Source organism: Serratia liquefaciens ATCC 27592 (assembly GCF_000422085.1).
Taxonomy (GTDB): Bacteria; Pseudomonadota; Gammaproteobacteria; order Enterobacterales; family Enterobacteriaceae; genus Serratia; species Serratia liquefaciens.
The window spans coordinates 4,690,479-4,707,067 of record NC_021741.1 but is presented as its reverse complement, the minus strand read 5'-3'; the positions used below and the strand labels follow the sequence as shown (position 1 = coordinate 4,707,067).

General features: G+C 55.6%; 18 protein-coding genes. 8 read left to right on the top strand and 10 right to left on the bottom strand.

The features are described 5' to 3' along the window. The first annotated feature begins 29 nt into the window (after positions 1 to 29). Complete coding sequence (locus M495_RS21910) at positions 30 to 947, top strand: LysR family transcriptional regulator (RefSeq protein WP_020837148.1); 918 nt, start codon at positions 30 to 32, stop codon at positions 945 to 947. Positions 948 to 1,003: 56 nt separating this feature from the next. Here the strand turns inward: M495_RS21910 and bhsA are convergent, their stop codons facing one another. After that, a complete protein-coding gene (gene bhsA / locus M495_RS21905) occupies positions 1,004 to 1,264 on the bottom strand; it encodes a multiple stress resistance protein BhsA (RefSeq protein WP_020837147.1) in 261 nt (86 codons plus the stop codon). Between the two features lie 231 nt (positions 1,265 to 1,495). Between bhsA and M495_RS21900 the strand changes: the two genes are divergently transcribed. From M495_RS21900 to M495_RS21885, 4 genes are all read left to right on the top strand, one after another. Next, the gene (locus M495_RS21900; protein ID WP_020837146.1) at positions 1,496 to 2,164 is read left to right on the top strand and encodes a glutathione S-transferase family protein; all 669 of its coding nucleotides are present in this window, start codon (positions 1,496 to 1,498) and stop codon (positions 2,162 to 2,164) included. A 47-nt stretch (positions 2,165 to 2,211) separates the two neighbouring features. After that, the gene (locus M495_RS21895) at positions 2,212 to 2,619 is read left to right on the top strand and encodes a VOC family protein (protein ID WP_020837145.1); all 408 of its coding nucleotides are present in this window, start codon (positions 2,212 to 2,214) and stop codon (positions 2,617 to 2,619) included. A 336-nt stretch (positions 2,620 to 2,955) separates the two neighbouring features. Further along, positions 2,956 to 4,317 (top strand): NCS2 family permease, encoded by a 1,362-nt coding sequence (locus M495_RS21890; protein ID WP_020837144.1) that lies wholly within the window; start codon positions 2,956 to 2,958, stop codon positions 4,315 to 4,317. A 185-nt stretch (positions 4,318 to 4,502) separates the two neighbouring features. Beyond that, complete coding sequence (locus tag M495_RS21885) at positions 4,503 to 6,152, top strand: Na+/H+ antiporter (RefSeq protein WP_020837143.1); 1,650 nt, start codon at positions 4,503 to 4,505, stop codon at positions 6,150 to 6,152. Between the two features lie 175 nt (positions 6,153 to 6,327). Here the strand turns inward: M495_RS21885 and M495_RS21880 are convergent, their stop codons facing one another. Then, positions 6,328 to 7,230 (bottom strand): LysR family transcriptional regulator, encoded by a 903-nt coding sequence (locus M495_RS21880; RefSeq protein WP_020837142.1) that lies wholly within the window; start codon positions 7,228 to 7,230, stop codon positions 6,328 to 6,330. Positions 7,231 to 7,368: 138 nt separating this feature from the next. On the opposite strand from M495_RS21880, the gene M495_RS21875 reads away from it, so the two are divergent. Continuing rightward, positions 7,369 to 7,791: a CidA/LrgA family protein gene (locus tag M495_RS21875; RefSeq protein ID WP_020837141.1), complete on the top strand. Its 423-nt coding sequence runs from the start codon at positions 7,369 to 7,371 to the stop codon at positions 7,789 to 7,791. Continuing rightward, positions 7,784 to 8,473 (top strand): LrgB family protein, encoded by a 690-nt coding sequence (locus tag M495_RS21870; protein WP_020837140.1) that lies wholly within the window; start codon positions 7,784 to 7,786, stop codon positions 8,471 to 8,473. The genes M495_RS21875 and M495_RS21870 overlap by 8 nt, the downstream gene beginning before the upstream one ends. Before the next feature lie 71 nt (positions 8,474 to 8,544). Here the strand turns inward: M495_RS21870 and M495_RS21865 are convergent, their stop codons facing one another. From M495_RS21865 to lpxO, 3 genes are all read right to left on the bottom strand, one after another. Next, positions 8,545 to 9,243: a CTP synthase C-terminal region-related (seleno)protein gene (locus M495_RS21865; protein WP_020837139.1), complete on the bottom strand. Its 699-nt coding sequence runs from the start codon at positions 9,241 to 9,243 to the stop codon at positions 8,545 to 8,547. Positions 9,244 to 9,366: 123 nt separating this feature from the next. After that, the gene (gene lpxP, locus M495_RS21860; protein ID WP_020837138.1) at positions 9,367 to 10,287 is read right to left on the bottom strand and encodes a kdo(2)-lipid IV(A) palmitoleoyltransferase; all 921 of its coding nucleotides are present in this window, start codon (positions 10,285 to 10,287) and stop codon (positions 9,367 to 9,369) included. A 294-nt stretch (positions 10,288 to 10,581) separates the two neighbouring features. Further along, positions 10,582 to 11,487, bottom strand: a complete 906-nt coding sequence (gene lpxO / locus M495_RS21855) for a lipid A hydroxylase LpxO (protein WP_041415725.1) — start codon at positions 11,485 to 11,487, stop codon at positions 10,582 to 10,584. A gap of 253 nt (positions 11,488 to 11,740) precedes the next feature. Here lpxO and M495_RS21850 point away from each other — a divergent pair, with 253 nt between their 5' ends. Continuing rightward, positions 11,741 to 12,067, top strand: coding sequence for a hypothetical protein (locus M495_RS21850; protein WP_020837135.1), 327 nt, complete (start codon positions 11,741 to 11,743; stop codon positions 12,065 to 12,067). A gap of 122 nt (positions 12,068 to 12,189) precedes the next feature. Here the strand turns inward: M495_RS21850 and fis are convergent, their stop codons facing one another. The 5 genes from fis to M495_RS21825 form a co-directional block, all read right to left on the bottom strand. Then, positions 12,190 to 12,486, bottom strand: coding sequence for a DNA-binding transcriptional regulator Fis (gene fis, locus M495_RS21845; RefSeq protein WP_000462905.1), 297 nt, complete (start codon positions 12,484 to 12,486; stop codon positions 12,190 to 12,192). A 21-nt stretch (positions 12,487 to 12,507) separates the two neighbouring features. Further along, a complete protein-coding gene (gene dusB, locus M495_RS21840; protein ID WP_041415724.1) occupies positions 12,508 to 13,473 on the bottom strand; it encodes a tRNA dihydrouridine synthase DusB in 966 nt (321 codons plus the stop codon). Between the two features lie 463 nt (positions 13,474 to 13,936). Continuing rightward, positions 13,937 to 14,818 (bottom strand): 50S ribosomal protein L11 methyltransferase, encoded by an 882-nt coding sequence (gene prmA / locus M495_RS21835; RefSeq protein ID WP_020832090.1) that lies wholly within the window; start codon positions 14,816 to 14,818, stop codon positions 13,937 to 13,939. 11 nt (positions 14,819 to 14,829) lie between these two features. After that, the gene (panF, locus tag M495_RS21830; RefSeq protein ID WP_020832089.1) at positions 14,830 to 16,275 is read right to left on the bottom strand and encodes a sodium/pantothenate symporter; all 1,446 of its coding nucleotides are present in this window, start codon (positions 16,273 to 16,275) and stop codon (positions 14,830 to 14,832) included. Beyond that, complete coding sequence (locus tag M495_RS21825) at positions 16,265 to 16,507, bottom strand: YhdT family protein (RefSeq protein WP_020832087.1); 243 nt, start codon at positions 16,505 to 16,507, stop codon at positions 16,265 to 16,267. Before M495_RS21825 ends, panF begins: the two co-directional genes overlap by 11 nt. Positions 16,508 to 16,589: the final 82 nt, after the last annotated feature.

Here is a 16,589-nt window from a genome sequence, read left to right as displayed (position 1 = left end):
CCGTGGGTTTGAAATCAACAGGGGAAACCATGCTGGGCCATCTGGAATGTTTTGTTTGCAGCGCAGAGAACGGCAGCTTTTCTGCGGCCGGACGCAAGCTGGGCATCAGCTCTGCGGCAGTCGGGAAGAACGTGACCAAGCTGGAGACAATCGTCGGGGTAAGGCTTTTCCAGCGCAATACGCGCAAATTGATCCTGACCGAAGAGGGCGAACGTTTTTTGCAGGAGGTCAGCGGCGGTCTGTTGTCGATCCAGTGCGCACTAAAGGGGATAAGCAGCAGCGGCGGCGTGGCGGCCGGTACGCTGAAGGTCAGCATGGGGACGGCGTTCGGCCTGCATTTTGTCATGCCGATGCTGCCCGACTTTCTGGCGCGGTACCCGGCAATTGTCCCCGACTGGCATTTCGACAACCGTAAAGTGGATCTGATTGGTGAGCATTTTGATGCTGCAATGGGGGGCGGTATCGAATTGGCGCAGGGCATGATTGCACGTGAACTGGCTCCAGCCCACGGCGTCCTGGTGGCTTCTGCTGCGTATCTGCAGCGCAACACTGCCATCCGGCAGCCGGAACAGTTGATGAATCATGCGGGCATTTTTATCCGCTCACCGCAAACCGGGCGGATCCGTAATCTGCCGCTGCGTAATGCGGAGAATGAACAGCGAGCGCCGTCGATGGAAATCAAAATGACGGTAAATGAACCGGACGCTGCAGCGCAGGCGGCGGAAATGGGGTTGGGGATCGCGCTGATCGCCATGCCGAACGCCTTGCCTTATCTGGAAAGCGGTCGACTGGTGCGGGTATTGTCGGGCTGGTATGTCGATCGCGGCAGCGTGCACCTGTATTTCCCCACCACCAAGTTCCTGCCGACCAAAACCCGAGTGTTTGTTGATTTCATGATCGAACAATTTCGGCTGCAGAAGCTGGCGGCGAGGTTTGATGCTCGCTAGAAACGAGAAAAGCCCCTTGCGGGGCTTTTTTCTTCCGTCAGTTTACTGTCTGACGATCAGTTGAAGATTTCTGCGGTGCCATACAGTTTGTTCTGGCCACCGGCGGAGATGATGCGGTAAGAGCTGGCACCGGATGCAGCGGCTTTGCTGGCCAGTTCATTTTCCAGCGTGCTCAGGTTAGAAGCGCCGCTCACGGACACCACACCGATTTTCTGGGCACCGGCCGCAGGCTGGTTAGCGGGTTGGTCAGCGGCAACGCTGGCGAAAGAAGCGGTAGTCAGCAGCAGAGCGGTAGCAAAAAATTTGATGTTTTTCATGATTCAATCCTCAGGGTATTTTTTAGGTGAGAGGCTGTTGTCTCTCGATGTGTTAGATAATAGGCCGTCATGCCCAAAGAGAAAATCGGAGAGTTTTGAGTATCTCTGTCAAATTTATTGATTTAATTTTGAGCGGCAGATGACCTTGTTGGCGGGTGGGATAATTCACCACTACCCTTTAACCAGAAGCCTCGACATATAACGGGTGTGGCAACAGAGTGGAGAAGCCCCATGATTATCGTGCACCATCTAAATAACTCGCGGTCGCAGCGCATCCTGTGGTTTTTGGAAGAATTGGGAGTGCCGTACCAGGTGCAGCGCTATCAGCGCGATCCGCAAACCATGCTGGCGCCTGCGGAGTTGAAAAAGATCCATCCGCTCGGCAAGTCGCCAGTGATTGTCGATGGCGATCTGACGCTGGCGGAGTCCGGCGCCATTATTGAATATCTGCAGGAAGCCTACGATGCGCAGGGGCAGTTTATCCCCACCGACTATCATGCCCGGCAACAGTATCGTTACTGGCTACATTATGCCGAAGGGTCACTGATGCCGCTGTTGGTGATGAAGCTGGTGTTTAGCCGCTTGGGCCAGCCGCCCATTCCCTGGCTGTTACGGCCAGTGGCAGGGGCTATTGGCAAAGGCGTACAGCGGGAGTATCTGGATAAACAGATTGCTCCGCACCGCGACTATCTTGAACAGCACCTGGCCAAAAGCACCTGGTTTGTCGGCAATGAATTCAGCGCAGCGGACATCCAGATGAGTTTTCCGCTGGAAGCGATGGCGGCACGTGGCGCATTGGATGGCTGTCCAAAGCTACGCGACTATCTCCAGCGTATCCATGCGCGGCCGGCCTACCAACGGGCGCTGGAGCAGGGCGGGCCTTATGACCTGCTGAAATGAGCGGGTGGGCTATACTCGATGAGGTCACTCTTCGTCGGAGGTAGCCCATGGCTACGCAAATTTTTGTTAACCTGCCGGTGGGCGATTTGCCCGTATCCATCGAGTTTTTCACTCGTCTTGGTTTCAGCTTTAATCCACAGTTCACCGATGACACCGCCGCCTGCATGGTGGTCAGCGACAGCATCTATGTGATGCTGTTAACCCACGACAAATTCAAAATGTTCACCCCGAACCCGATCAGCGATGCCAGAAAGGCGACCGAAGTGCTGATATGCCTGTCGCAGCCTAACCGGGCAGCGGTGGACGATCTGGTACGCAAAGCGATCGCCGCCGGCGGCAATACCTATAATCAGCCGCAGGATTATGGCTTTATGTACGGACACGGTTTTCAGGATCTGGACGGACACATCTGGGAACTGATGTACATGGATGAAAAGGCGGCCCAGGCTCAGTAGTCGTTTTGCCCTCCGAAAGGGGGGCGCTCCCATCGGATTTACCTATGAGACAAATACCGTATTTTCGATAATGATTGATCCCAGTGCTTTTCCGCATAAATTGGCGCGATCTTTGGTTGATCAGACGGTATGGAAGGCTGGATAATCGTTTGCCTTGAATAAACCACCATAAATTACCCGCACCATTCACTGTGAGTTAAACGTTTGCCTTTGATGCGACGCCCATTGGCGACGTAAGCAAAGGGCAGAAAAGCAAACGTTACCCTAATGAACATGCGTGGGCGGAATAACAAGCCTCTTTAAACGGGCTGGCAATGAAACACAGGGGACAGCAACATGTCGAATTCTCAAGCGAATAACGCCGTTAAACCAAAAGGCGGGCTTGATGGTTATTTTAATATTTCTGCGCGCGGCAGCACCGTGCGTCAGGAAGTGGTGGCGGGGCTAACCACCTTCCTGGCGATGGTGTACTCGGTGATCGTGGTGCCGAGCATGCTGGGCAAAGCCGGCTTCCCGCCTACGGCGGTGTTTGTCGCCACCTGCCTGGTGGCGGGTCTCGGTTCGTTGCTGATGGGGTTATGGGCCAATTTGCCGATGGCCATCGGCTGTGCGATTTCCCTGACCGCTTTCACGGCGTTCAGTCTGGTGCTGGGCCAACACATCAGCATTCCGGTGGCGTTGGGGGCGGTATTCCTGATGGGGGTGCTTTTTACCATTATTTCGGTAACCGGTATTCGCGCCTGGATCCTGCGCAATTTGCCGATGGGCGTCGCTCATGGTACCGGCATCGGTATCGGTCTGTTCCTGTTGCTGATCGCGGCTAACGGCGTTGGCCTGGTGGTGAAAAACCCACTGGACGGCCTGCCGGTGGCTTTGGGCGCATTCACTTCGTTCCCGGTAGTGATGACGCTGCTCGGATTGGCGGTGATTTTCGGGCTGGAAAAACTGCGCGTTCCCGGCGGTATTCTGCTGGTGATCATCACTATTTCGGTGGTGGGGTTGGTGTTTGACCCGGCGGTGAAATACCAGGGCTTATTCGCGATGCCAAGCCTGGCGGATGCCAACGGCAATTCGTTGATTTTCAGCCTGGATATCATGGGCGCATTGCAGCCGGTGGTCTTGCCGAGCGTGCTGGCGCTGGTGATGACCGCGGTATTTGACGCTACCGGTACTATCCGTGCGGTGGCCGGTCAGGCCAACCTGCTGGATAAAGACGGGCAAATCATCAACGGCGGCAAGGCGCTGACTTCGGACTCCCTGAGCAGCATTTTCTCTGGTCTGGTCGGTGCGGCCCCGGCGGCGGTGTATATCGAATCCGCAGCGGGCACGGCTGCGGGCGGTAAAACCGGGCTGACAGCAACCGTAGTCGGTTTGTTGTTCCTGCTGATCCTGTTCCTGTCGCCGTTGTCTTATCTGGTGCCGGTTTACGCGACCGCACCGGCGCTGATGTACGTTGGCCTGCTGATGCTGAGCAACGTCACCAAGCTGGACTTCAATGATTTTGTCGATGCCATGTCCGGCCTGCTGTGCGCCGTGTTTATCGTGCTGACCTGCAATATCGTCACCGGTATCATGCTGGGCTTCAGCTCATTGGTGATTGGCCGTATCTTCTCCGGCGAATGGCGTCGGCTGAATATCGGTACCGTGCTGATCGCCGTGGCGCTGGTGGCATTCTATGCCGGCGGCTGGGCAATCTAACCGCTATGTCGTTTCCCCCGTCGCTCTGGCGGGGGATGTTTGCCCTCATACCCTATTCAGATAAATCTCCTTCTGCCAATGCTGCATTTTGAAAGGCACAACAAGCTTTAACCGCCGTAAAAAAAGTGATCTACTATCGGGTATACATCAGAGATGTAGTCTGAACCCAAGAGTCTAAGGAAAGCATGGAAATCTTTTTTACAATCCTCATTTTAATCCTGGTGGTCTCCCTGTCCGGGGTGGTGACGCGCATGTTGCCGTTCCAGGTGCCGCTGCCGTTAATGCAAATCGGTATCGGGGCCCTGTTGGCCTGGCCGCATTTCGGGTTGCACGTCGACTTTGACCCTGAATTGTTCCTGGTGCTGTTTATCCCGCCGCTGCTGTTTGCCGATGGCTGGAAAACCCCGACGCGGGAGTTTTTGCACCACGGTCGTGAAATTCTTGGCCTGGCGCTGGTCTTGGTGCTGATCACCGTGGTCGGCGTCGGTTATCTGATTTACGCCATGGTGCCGGGCATTCCTCTGGTGGCGGCGTTTGCGCTGGCGGCGGTGCTGTCGCCAACGGATGCCGTGGCGCTGTCCGGCATCGTCGGTAAAGGGCGTATTCCGAAGCCGATCATGGGCGTGCTGGAAGGCGAGGCGCTGATGAACGACGCGTCCGGCCTGGTCTCACTCAAATTCGCTATCGCGGTGGCGATGGGCACCATGGTGTTTACCGTGGGCGGCGCGACGCTCGAGTTCCTCAAGGTGGCGATCGGCGGCCTGCTGGCAGGCGTAGCGGTCACCTGGCTCTACAGTAAATCTTTGCGGATCATGAGCCGCTGGAGCGGTGATGACCCGGCGACGCAGATAGTCTTCCTGCTGCTGTTACCTTTTGCTTCTTACCTGATTGCCGAGCACATTGGCGTATCCGGCATCCTGGCGGCGGTGGCAGCGGGGATGACCATCAGCCAGTCCGGCGTGATCCGCAACGCGCCGCTGGCGATGCGCCTGCGCGCCAACAGCGTCTGGGCGATGCTGGAGTTTGTGTTCAACGGCATGGTGTTCATCATGTTGGGTCTGCAGCTGCCGGGGATCCTGGAAACCTCCATCCTGCAGGCGGAGCTGGATCCGACCATTCAGACCTGGTACCTGTTTGCCGACGTGGCGATTATCTACGCGGCGCTGCTGGTGTTGCGTTTTACCTGGCTGTGGCTGATGAAAAACGCCAGCCGTCGCTTTATGAAAAAACGGCCGTTGCAGTTCGGCGATTACACCACCCGCGAACTGTGGGTAGCGTCGTTTGCCGGGGTACGCGGGGCGATTACGCTGGCCGGTGTGCTGTCAATCCCGCTGTTGCTGAGTGACGGCACCGCCTTCCCGGCGCGTTACCAGTTGGTGTTTATCGCTGCAGGGGTGATCCTGCTTTCATTGATTGCCGGCGTACTGGCGCTGCCGCTGTTGCTGCGCGGCGTTCAGGTGGCGGATAAGAGCGTCAGCAAAAGCGAAGAGCGGATGGCAATCGCCATGGCGGCTGAAGTGGCGATCGAAAGCATCAACAAAATGGAAGAGCGGTTGGCGGTTGATACCGAGGAAAACCTCGATCCGCAGGTGCTGAAAGAGATCAGTTCGCGAGTGGTGGGGACGCTGCGGCGCCGTATCACCACCAAAGACGATATCGAGAATGCGCTGATGCTGGAGAACCTCGAGCGACGTTTCCGCCTGACGGCGCTACGCGCTGAGCGCGGTGAGCTATATCACCTGCGCGCTACGCAAAAAATCAGCAACGAGACGCTGCAAAAGCTGTTGCACGATCTCGACCTGCTGGAAGCGCTGTTGATAGAGCGAGAAGGATAATACTCACGGGGCCGCATATGCGGCCCTGATTTGATGACAAACACCCGAAAAGCGTGGTTTTCGGGTGTTTGGGGTAAAACTGAAGACATCATCCTTTGTTTTTATCAGCACACAATCCATGACTTTTAAGTACAAAGGAATTATCAGCAGTCTGGGGCCGCATATGCGGCCCTTGTTATTTGTGGTGACTGGTACTGGCTGCGGGCCAGTAGTCGCGGCAGCAGGCTATCCAGGCCTGTGCACTGTGCGACAGGTAGCTGCCCTGCCGCCAGATCAACCCGACTTTCCATTCCATACGGGGTTCCAGCGGCAGCCAGATCAGGTTTTCCTTATCCAGCCATTGGCAGACCGGCTCCGGCAGGGTGGCGATGCCGACCCCGGCCTGTACCATCGAAGCCAAAAAATCCCACTGTCCGCTGCGCACCGCAATCTGTGGCTCAAACCCGGCCTGACGGAACGCTTTCATCAGCATTTTGTACAGCGCGAAGTCCTCGTTATAAAGCAGGATCGGCCAGTTAGCCAACTCGGTGATATTGATGCTGGTGCGATTAAGCCAGTGTGGCGTGCGCGGCGCAACCACGCACATGGGGTGGACGAGTAACGGCAGGAAGGTCAGTGGTTGATCCGAATCGACCGGCAGTATGGTCATTGCCAGATCCAGCTCGCCGGACATCACCGCCTGCTCCACCGACAGCCCACCCAGCTCGGAGATTTTCAGCTCGATGCCAGGGTAGGTTTGGCGGAATTGACGGATCAGATCGGCAATCTGCCGGCCGACCATGGGGGGAATACCCAGCCGCAGCACGCCTTTTTTGACCGAACTGATGTCTTCCAGCTCCGCCTCCAATTGGCGGAACTCATCGATGATCGCCAGCCCGCGTTGGTATACCGCTTGCCCGCTGTCGGTCAGGTGCAGTTTGCGGCCTTCGCGGATCAGCAGCGTGCATTCCAGTTCTTCTTCCAAATGGCGCAGCATCTTGCTGATGGTTGGTTGGGTGACGAACAGTTTCTCCGCCGCGCGGGTAAAGCTTTGCTGGCGCACCACTTCCACGAAGTAGCGCAGGGTGCGGACATCCACGTTGGATTCTCCTGGGGGAAGTACCGTCGGGAAACTATTCCCTGATGGCATGATGTCGATAATTTTAATTCATTTCAGGCGAGGTTTCCTGGCTGCGTATACTGTAAACCGTGAATTTTTTGTTTAAGGCCTTCCCCCATGTTATTGGCGTTCCGCCACGCAGCTCCCTCTTTGTTGAACCGGCTGCAGGTGCCGATCCAGGTTGCTTTATATGCGGTGTTATTTTTGATTGCCGACCGATTGGTGCAGCAGTTCCATTTGCCGCTGCCCGCCAACATTGTTGGCATGTTGATGTTGTTGGCGCTGATCCTGTTGCGCATTCTGCCGCTGAACTGGGTCAAGGCCGGTTCGCGCTGGTTGCTGGCCGAGATGCTGCTGTTCTTTGTTCCGGCGGTGGTGGCCGTGGTGAACTATGCCCAGCTGTTAATGGTGGAGGGCTGGAAAATTTTCTTGGTGATTGCCGTCAGCACCATGCTAACGCTGGGCGCGACCGGATTGGTGGTCGATCGCGTCTATAGACTGGAAGTCTGGCTGCAACGGCGTAAACAACGCGATGAATGATTTTATCCTTAGCCTCGCCTGCTTTCTGGCAACCCTGGTGTTGTACTTCGCCAATAAAAAACTCTACCGGCGCCGTCGTACCCTGCTGCTGATGCCATTGGTGTTGACGCCGATGATCCTGGTGCTGCTGCTGGTGGTGACCCATATTTCCTACCAGGACTACATCGGTGAAACGCACTGGTTGTTATGGCTATTAGGGCCGGCGACCATCGCCTTCGCGGTACCGGTCTACGAAAATCTGCATATCATTCGACGCCATTGGTTATCGCTCAGCGCCGGGGTGCTAACGGCGGTGTTGGTGGCGGTTTACAGCTCGGTGTGGCTGGCTCGCCTGCTGACCTTGCCGGAAGAAGTGCAACGCAGCCTGGCGGTGCGATCCATCACCACGCCGTTTGCGCTGGAGGCCGCCAAACAGATGGGCGGCCAGCCGGATCTGGTGGCGCTGTTCGTGGTGATCACCGGGGTATTCGGTATGGCAGTGGGGGACATCCTGTTTCTGCGGCTGTCAGTACGCAGCAGTCTGGCGAAAGGGGCCGGGCTGGGGGCTTCGTCGCACGGCGCCGGTACCGCGAAAGCCTATGAGATGGGGCAGGAAGAAGGCGTCGTCTCCAGCCTGGTGATGATGCTGGCGGGGATTATCACGGTGATTGCCGCCCCACTGATAGGGCAACTGATGTGGTGAACCTGCGATTACAACCCAGAAGGAGGATCATAGCGGCATGATCCTCCTTATTATTGCCGAATCAGGGGCTATCAGGCCGTTGCCGCGGTCCTGATCAGTTCCACCACCAGTGGTGAAAGCTCGTTTCGCAATGCCGCACGTTCGGACTGAAACAGCGTGGCGGCGTAAAAACGGTGTCCCGGTAGCTCAACCGAGCGAACGTCACCTTCGGTGTCGTGGCCGCTGATTATCAGCGGGTGCCGTTGCAGATCGGCGACAAACTCCGGGTTGACGCCGAAGTTGCAGTGATAGCCTTCGTGCGTTTCCAGCTTGCCGTAGACACGGGCTGCCAGCGTATTGGGTTGGAAAATAATAGCACCGCTTTTTTCGACCAGCGAACAGCTCAGCGGGGCTATCACCAACCGACCCCCGCTGTCGGTTTCCGCATGCCCGGCATCGTGCCAGCCCATCACGTTACGGGCGTATTCTACGATCGCATATTGGAAACCGCCGCAAGAGCCCAGGAAGGGAACGTTTTGCTCACGCGCATGGCGAATAGCCATAAAGGCACCATCGTCATGATTATACGGGCTGCCGGGCACCACCCAGATGGCATCATAGTCCTGCAGTACCGACGTGTCGGTAATGGTTTCTGTGGGCAGCCAGTGGGATTGAATGTCGACGTTAAGATGTGAAGCGGTGAGCTGAAGAGCGATAGGAATGGCCTGGTGAGAAACGGCCTGAGGTTGGTAGTCACCGACCAGAGCAATACGGACTTGAGCTTTCATCATTTCCTTTTCCTGTGCGGGTAAAAAAGGAGGTTACAGCAAAGATAAGCGCCCATCCGCAGTTTTTTAAATCCGGCGCACAAAAAAGCCCGGCATTGGCCGGGCTGATAAGTATGGTTTTTGGGCTCAGTACAATGACGGAGCCCCGACCGGCCGGGTTTTAAAGCGACGATGCAGCCACATGTATTGCTCAGGTGCGCGCATGATCTCTTTTTCCACCACTTTATTCATGTAAGCCGCCGCGGCAATCTCATCGCCGATAGGATAATTCTCCAGCGCCGGTTGGATCAGCAGGTCATAACCCCGACCTTTTTCGCGGCGGATCAGAACCACCGGCACCAGCGCCGGCTTGGCCATGCGCGCCAGCATAAAGGTACCGCTGGTGGTGGCAGCCTGATCGACGGCGAACAGTGGAGCGAACACGCTACCGCGTGGACCGTAGTCTTGATCCGGGGCGAACCATACGGCCTCGCCGCGCTTGAGGGCATGAACCATGCCGCGCAGATCTTTGCGATCGAGCATCGCCTTGTTGGAACGCATGCGACCTTTGGTCTGCGCCCATTCCATGGCTTTATTGTTGTGTGGGCGGTACATCGCCATCATGGGTTGGCACAAACCCATGGCACGGCCACCCAGCTCCAGCGACATAAAGTGCACGCCAATCACCAACACACCGCGTTGGTTTCGTTGTGCCATTTTCAGGTGATTGATACCGGAAACGTTGAACCAGCGCTTAACGCGCTTATCAGACCAGAACCAGGCCATGCCGGTTTCCAGCAGGCCCATGCCGAGGGATTCGAAGTTGCCTACCACTTTGCGTTCGCGTTGAGCCTCGTCCATATCCGGGAAGCACAGCTCCAGGTTACGGCGGGTGATGGCAACGCGGCGTTTCAGGAATCGCATTGAGGTGCGGCCCATCCACACGCCGAGCTTGTGCAGCACCGGGTAGGGAAGTTGGACCAATAAGAATAAGCAAGCCAGGCCGAACCAGGTGAACCAATAGCGCGGATGCAGCAGGGCCGATTTGAATTTTTGCGGACGCTTCATATGAACTCATTTATGCGTTAAGGGGGCAGCAACCTGTAACGCATAAAGATCCACTCAATTGCGATACAACCACTCAGACACCCAGATACCACTATGGTTTAGCCAGATTCCATAATTGACTAAATCTTTACACTCGAAGGGCGGTTCGCGCTGCTATCAGGCTTCGGAAGGAGGGCTGTAGGCCAGCGAAGGCGGCTCTAGGAATGCGTATTGTATCACACAATACTGGGTGCAGCAGAAGAGGGGCATGCGAATATTCTCATTCGTGTTGTACCCCTATTGAAGATCGGAATTTTACAGGCTGGGAAATATGATGGCGGCGAAAATTGCGGCAATCACCAGCCATTTTAGCAGGTAATACCCACGGCGATTACGGGCTTTCAGGCGTTGACCGGCATCACGCGCGGCGTTGACGTATTTGAATATCCGGTTGATGAAGCCGGTGCGGTCTTTATCATCGTTAGGTGAACTGGCGGCCGACATGAGGGTGGCACCGACCCAATGATTTACCGCCTGTGCCCAACGCCATTTCATTGGCCGTTCAATATCACAGAACAGGATGATTCGTGTCTGGTTAGTGGCGTTTTGCGCCCAATGCACATAGGTTTCATCGAAAATCACCGACTGGCCGTCACGCCAACTGTGTTGCTGCCCATCTACGTCGATGAAACAGCGATCGTCATTGGGGGTTAACAGCCCCAGATGATAACGCACCGAGCCGGCATAGGGATCGCGATGTTTGCCCAGATGGCTACCGGCCGGTAACTCGGCAAACATGGCTGCCTTAACCGATGGGAGGCGATTCAGCAACTCAACCGTCTGCGGACATAGCGCTTCGGCTGACGGGTGGCTGTCGCTGTACCATTTGAGGTAAAAACGTTTCCAACCGCGTTTGAAGAAGGTATTGAAGCCAGCATCGTTGTGCGATTGCGCCTTCTTGATATGATCTTGCAAGCGAACTGCTTCATCGCGGATCGTCGACCAGTTGTCGCTCAGGATCTGCAACTCGGGAAACTCACGAGGATCGAAATAAGGCTGTTTGGCAGGCAGTCGTGAAAAACCCGTCATGAACATATTGATCGGCCCCATAAATGTAGAGTGATCAAAAAGCTGACGTGTCACTTTTAGTTTTTCTTTTCCGCGAGAGTGCGCATAGGCAAAGCTGATGATAAATATGCCAATGATGATGACGGCAACCATAGAATCCATCCTATTCATTGCGTGTTAAAAAACGGATAAATTATAGTTTGTGACATGAAAAATTTTAATTTTTTGTGCCTTGATTGGAGCGAACGCGGTAAGTGGCAGGGGTAGCATAAAAGTTCGAACAACTGAATGTTGAAGAGCTTTTGTATCGTGTTATGGCATTTTAGTCCTATTCCTAAGGCGCATAATGGAAAAATTATGCCATCTTGTTCTAGGCTGAATAGCACGTATCTGAAAAGAGGGAATTATGAAAAAATCAATTTTTGCCTTGTCTGCATTGTTACTCGCTTCTCCGGTGTTTGCTGCAACTACGACGCAGGCCAGCGATGAGGTTGTTGCGCAAGCGCACAAGGGCGCAGATACCGCCAAAGAAAAACTGCACCAAACGCAGGATAAAGGCGATGAGCTGAAGCTGAAAGCTAAGCATGCTGCTGAAGGCAAAAGCGATACTACGGGCAGCAAAGTGACCGAGGGTACGCAAAAAGCCTGGCACAGCACCAAACAAGGTACCGAGAAAGCCTGGGATAAAACCAAGCAAGAAACGGAAAGCCTCAAGAACAAAGTCACCGAATAACTCGGTAGCTATACTGCAAGAGGGCCGGGCTTCCGGCCTTTTTTATTGCCCGCAATCCGGAAAAAGAAAAAGGCGCCGCCTCTTGCGAGGTTGCGCCTTTTCAACATGCCAACTGACTAGTATCAGTTCATGCCGTATTTTTTCAATTTCTTACGCAGCGTACCGCGGTTGATGCCCATCATCAGGGCTGCACGGGTCTGGTTGCCACGGGTGTATTGCATCACCATGTCCAACAGTGGCTGTTCAACTTCAGCCAATACCAGCTCATACAGATCGTTAACGTCTTGACCATTCAGTTGAGCAAAATAGTTCTTCAGTGCTTGTTTAACCGAGTCACGCAGAGGCTTTTGAGTCACTTGATCCTGTGAGTTCACGGTTGAAACGGTCAGTACGTCAGAATTTACGCGTTGTTCGAACATAGTTCTGTCAGCTCTTTTTTGTTACGCAAGATTTTCGAAATATGCCTCCAACGCCTCCAGCTGTTCGCTGGCATCCTCTATGGCGTTGAATGTGCGCCGAAACTGGTCATTCGGGGCGTGCTCCTGGAGATACCAGGATACGTGCTTACGAGCAATCCGGAATCCCTTGCCTTGGCCGTAAAAGCCGTGCAATTCCCGAATATGCCCTATCAACAAACGCTTAACCTCGCCAAGTGGCAGAGGGGGCAGCAGTTCCCCAGTGTCCAGATAATGCTGGATTTCCCGGAAGATCCAGGGTCTCCCCTGAGCAGCGCGGCCTATCATCAGGGCATCAGCCCCAGTGTAGTCGAGCACTGCTCTGGCTTTATGCGGGTCAGTAATGTCACCATTCGCGATAATCGGAATGGAAACATTCTGCTTAACTGCCCGAATGCTGTCGTACTCCGCGTCGCCGTTGAACAGGCAGGCGCGGGTTCGGCCATGAATAGTCAGGGCCTGTATACCACAGTCTTCGGCCAGTTGGGCAATCTCTACACAGTTACGGTGTTCTGGCGCCCAGCCAGTGCGGATCTTAAGCGTTACCGGCACATCCACGGCGTTAACCACCGCGTGGAGGATCTGTTTAACCAGATCCGGGTACTGCAGCAAAGCAGACCCTGCAAGTTTCCGGTTCACTTTCTTGGCCGGGCAACCCATATTGATGTCGATGATCTGTGCACCGCCGGCCACGTTAATACGCGCCGCTGCGGCCATATCACCCGGATCGCATCCGGCAATCTGCACGGAACGGATCCCTGGTTCATCGCTATGGACCATACGCAGACGCGACTTATCCGTCCGCCACACCTCCGGATTGGAGGAGAGCATTTCGGATACAGCCATCCCAGCACCCATCGCATGACATAGGGTCCTAAATGGGCGATCTGTAATGCCGGCCATCGGGGCCGCAATCAGGCAATTTGTAAGCTGGTGGTGTCCAATGCGCATAGACAAAGAGTAACCATACTGTGTCCGCAAGGGCGCGTATATTACGCATTTTTGCGCTGAGATGAAAGGCCAAACTTTGACCAATTGGCCGCTATTCGCCATTAAAAATGCGGTTTGTCGGGATTCATAAAAATATTATATATACTTAACAATGGCTTGCCTGGTTTTGGTTAATTAGTGCGCTATAAAATATTCCCAACACAACAGGATTTTATCTGTAATGAGTCTCGATTCAGCGCGAGAACGGCAGTGATTTAAGTCGTTTGTCAGGGTTTTTCATTGAGAATGGGCTGAATTATGCTGAAATCGCGTGGTGAAGGCTTAGGCAGAAAATATTCAGGGTCACGTGAATTTGGGATGGCGTTTCAAAGGCGCGGGGTGCCGACGTCGCGTAGACAGGAAAAACAAAAAACCACCGCCACGGGCTACGTTGGCGGTGGTTTTTATCAGGGCAGTAAGGGGATTACTTGCGCTGACCGGTGATGCGGCACCACTCTTCACGCTCTGCGACCGGATCCAGCGTGAATTTCTCTTCATAGGCTTGCGCCACGCTTGCCGCCTGTGTTGCCAGCACGCCGGACAGGCCCAGATAACCGCCGGACTTCGGCAGACAACCGATCAAGGGGGCCAGCTCACGCAATGGGCCCGCCAGGATGTTGGCGACGACCACGTCGGCCTGCAGATCGGCAGGCTGGTCTTTTGGCAGATACAGCTCCAGACGCTCTGAAACGCCGTTACGCTGCGCGTTGTCGCGGCTGGCCTGAATGGCCTGGGGATCGATATCGATGCCGATAGCGCGCGCTGCACCGAGCTTCAACGCGGCAATTGCCAGGATGCCGGAACCACAGCCGAAGTCGATAATGGTTTTACCGGCCAGATCGAGGCCGTCTAGCCATTGAAGGCACAGTGCAGTCGTTGGGTGAGTGCCGGTACCAAATGCCAGGCCCGGGTCCAGCATGACGTTGACCGCGTTCGGGTCGGGCACGTCGCGCCAGCTTGGGCAGATCCACAGACGTTCGCCGAAGCGCATCGGGTGGAAGTTGTCCATCCACTCGCGCTCCCAGTCCTTGTCTTCCAGCTGTTCAATTTTATGGCGGAAGCCGACGCCCAGCAGCGGGTGCTGTTCCAGCATGGCGACCACGTCGGCCATGTCGGTTTCGGCATCGTACAACCCGATCACATCAGTGTCGCCCCACAGCAGGGTCTCGCCCGGTAGCGGTTCGAACACTGGATTATCGTGGGTGTCCTGGAAGGTGACCGATACGGCGCCGCTTTCAACCAGCGCGTCGCTCAGGTCTTCCGCCTGGCTGCCGGTGGTGTTCAGTTTTAGTTGGATCCAAGGCATAACAATTCTCTTTAAGAGGCTAATGATGACGCCACTCGGCGCTTTTCGCCTATGACGTTACCGATATAAAACGCCAGCAGGCTAAGCAGCAGCGAAGGCACAATAGGGTGCAACCCTGCTAGCTGCAGATTGAAGCTGGCCAATAGCGTATAGCATACCGCACCCGTCACCATTGAGCTAAGTGCTCCCTGCGCATTGGCGCGTTCCCAGTACAGGCCCAGCACCAGTGGCCACAGGAATACCGCTTCCAGGCCGCCAAATGCCAGCAGGTTCAGCCAGATAATCATTTCCGGTGGCCGCCAGGCTGCCAACAGCACCAGCAAGCCCAAAATCAACGTGGTCAGGCTGGAGAAGCGTTTGATCAGGCGCTCGTTCTGCATTTGCTGTGGGCGTACGCCAAGGTAGAGATCTTTGATGATGGTGGCGGAAGATTGCAGCAATTGGGCGTTAATGGTCGACATGATTGCCGCCATCGGCGCCGCCAGGAAAATACCGGCGGCATAAGGCGGCAGCACGGTGATCATCAGCGTCGGGATCACCTGATCGGGGATCTTCAGGTCCGGCAATACCGCACGGCCCAGCGCGCCAGCCAGATGCATGCCAAACATCAGTACCGCGACCACCATGGTGCCGAGGATGATCCCGCGATGCACCGCCTTGCTGTCTTTGTAAGAGATGCAGCGCACCGCCGTGTGCGGCAGGCCAATCACGCCAAAGCACACCAGGATCCAGAACGATGCCATAAACGGCAGGCTGAGGATCTGTTCACCGCCCTGCGGTGATACCAGCGCGGGGTCAATCTGTTGCAGCTTATCCACGGCGCTGTGCAGGCCGCCGGCGGCGTGAATCACCGCAACCAGCAGCAGCACGGTGCCGATCAGCATCACCAGCCCCTGCATGGCGTCATTGAGCACGCTGGCGCGGAAGCCGCCAAAGGCGGTATACAGCGCGATGCTGATACCGAAGATCAGCAAACCGGTGTCGTAAGGAATACCGGCGGCGGTTTCCAGCAGGCGCGCGCCGCCGATAAACTGCACCGTCATGGCACCCAGAAACGCCACCAGCAGGCTGAGGCTGGCCAGCCAGACCAACAGACGGCTTTGATAGCGGCCGTAAAGCATGTCGTTCAGGGTAATGGCGTTGTAGCGGCGCGCCAGAATGGCAAACTTCTTGCCCAGCACGCCCAGTGAAAGCCAAACCGCCGGCAGTTGGATCATCGCCAACAGCACCCAGCCAAGGCCGTATTTATAGGCGGCGCCGGGGCCCCCGATAAACGAACTGGCACTGATATAGGTGGCGGTCAAGGTCATGGCCAGTACGAAGCCGCCCATCGATCGGTTGCCCAGAAAATATTCGCTGAGGAAGTTGCCGCTCTGGCGTCGGCTATAGGCGTAAACCGACAGCCCGAACACCAGCACCAGATAGGCGACCAGCGGCAGAATGACTTCAGTTTGCATCGCCGTCCTCCAGCGAAATATCGCGGAATATGCCGCGTACCATTAGCCAACACAGGCCGATGAACAGCAGCGGAACCAACAGGCAGGCCATTTCGAACCAGTGCGGCAGACCGGTAATACCGGATGCGCTGTCCGGCAGATAGGCTGCCAGCGACCAGGCCAGCAGATAAAGCAGCGTCAGGCCCAGAGCCCAGCGCGCCTCGCGGTGAGCTTGAATAAAACGTGTGTCCATCCGTTTCTCCAATATACCCGTCATACTTGAAGCTGCCTCTGTGTTGGCTGCGCTCACTTACCCGAATCACTTACTACAGTAA

Excerpts from the sequence above, each read along its gene's own strand:
- M495_RS21910 (WP_020837148.1), top strand. The coding sequence starts at position 30 with ATGCTGGGCCATCTGGAATGTTTTGTTTGCAGCGCAGAGAACGGCAGC.
- bhsA (WP_020837147.1), bottom strand. The coding sequence starts at position 1,264 with ATGAAAAACATCAAATTTTTTGCTACCGCTCTGCTGCTGACTACCGCT.
- M495_RS21900 (WP_020837146.1), top strand. The coding sequence starts at position 1,496 with ATGATTATCGTGCACCATCTAAATAACTCGCGGTCGCAGCGCATCCTG.
- M495_RS21895 (WP_020837145.1), top strand. The coding sequence starts at position 2,212 with ATGGCTACGCAAATTTTTGTTAACCTGCCGGTGGGCGATTTGCCCGTA.
- M495_RS21890 (WP_020837144.1), top strand. The coding sequence starts at position 2,956 with ATGTCGAATTCTCAAGCGAATAACGCCGTTAAACCAAAAGGCGGGCTT.
- M495_RS21885 (WP_020837143.1), top strand. The coding sequence starts at position 4,503 with ATGGAAATCTTTTTTACAATCCTCATTTTAATCCTGGTGGTCTCCCTG.
- M495_RS21875 (WP_020837141.1), top strand. The coding sequence starts at position 7,369 with ATGTTATTGGCGTTCCGCCACGCAGCTCCCTCTTTGTTGAACCGGCTG.
- M495_RS21870 (WP_020837140.1), top strand. The coding sequence starts at position 7,784 with ATGAATGATTTTATCCTTAGCCTCGCCTGCTTTCTGGCAACCCTGGTG.
- M495_RS21865 (WP_020837139.1), bottom strand. The coding sequence starts at position 9,243 with ATGATGAAAGCTCAAGTCCGTATTGCTCTGGTCGGTGACTACCAACCT.
- lpxP (WP_020837138.1), bottom strand. The coding sequence starts at position 10,287 with ATGAAGCGTCCGCAAAAATTCAAATCGGCCCTGCTGCATCCGCGCTAT.
- lpxO (WP_041415725.1), bottom strand. The coding sequence starts at position 11,487 with ATGGTTGCCGTCATCATCATTGGCATATTTATCATCAGCTTTGCCTAT.
- M495_RS21850 (WP_020837135.1), top strand. The coding sequence starts at position 11,741 with ATGAAAAAATCAATTTTTGCCTTGTCTGCATTGTTACTCGCTTCTCCG.
- fis (WP_000462905.1), bottom strand. The coding sequence starts at position 12,486 with ATGTTCGAACAACGCGTAAATTCTGACGTACTGACCGTTTCAACCGTG.
- dusB (WP_041415724.1), bottom strand. The coding sequence starts at position 13,473 with ATGCGCATTGGACACCACCAGCTTACAAATTGCCTGATTGCGGCCCCG.
- prmA (WP_020832090.1), bottom strand. The coding sequence starts at position 14,818 with ATGCCTTGGATCCAACTAAAACTGAACACCACCGGCAGCCAGGCGGAA.
- panF (WP_020832089.1), bottom strand. The coding sequence starts at position 16,275 with ATGCAAACTGAAGTCATTCTGCCGCTGGTCGCCTATCTGGTGCTGGTG.
- M495_RS21825 (WP_020832087.1), bottom strand. The coding sequence starts at position 16,507 with ATGGACACACGTTTTATTCAAGCTCACCGCGAGGCGCGCTGGGCTCTG.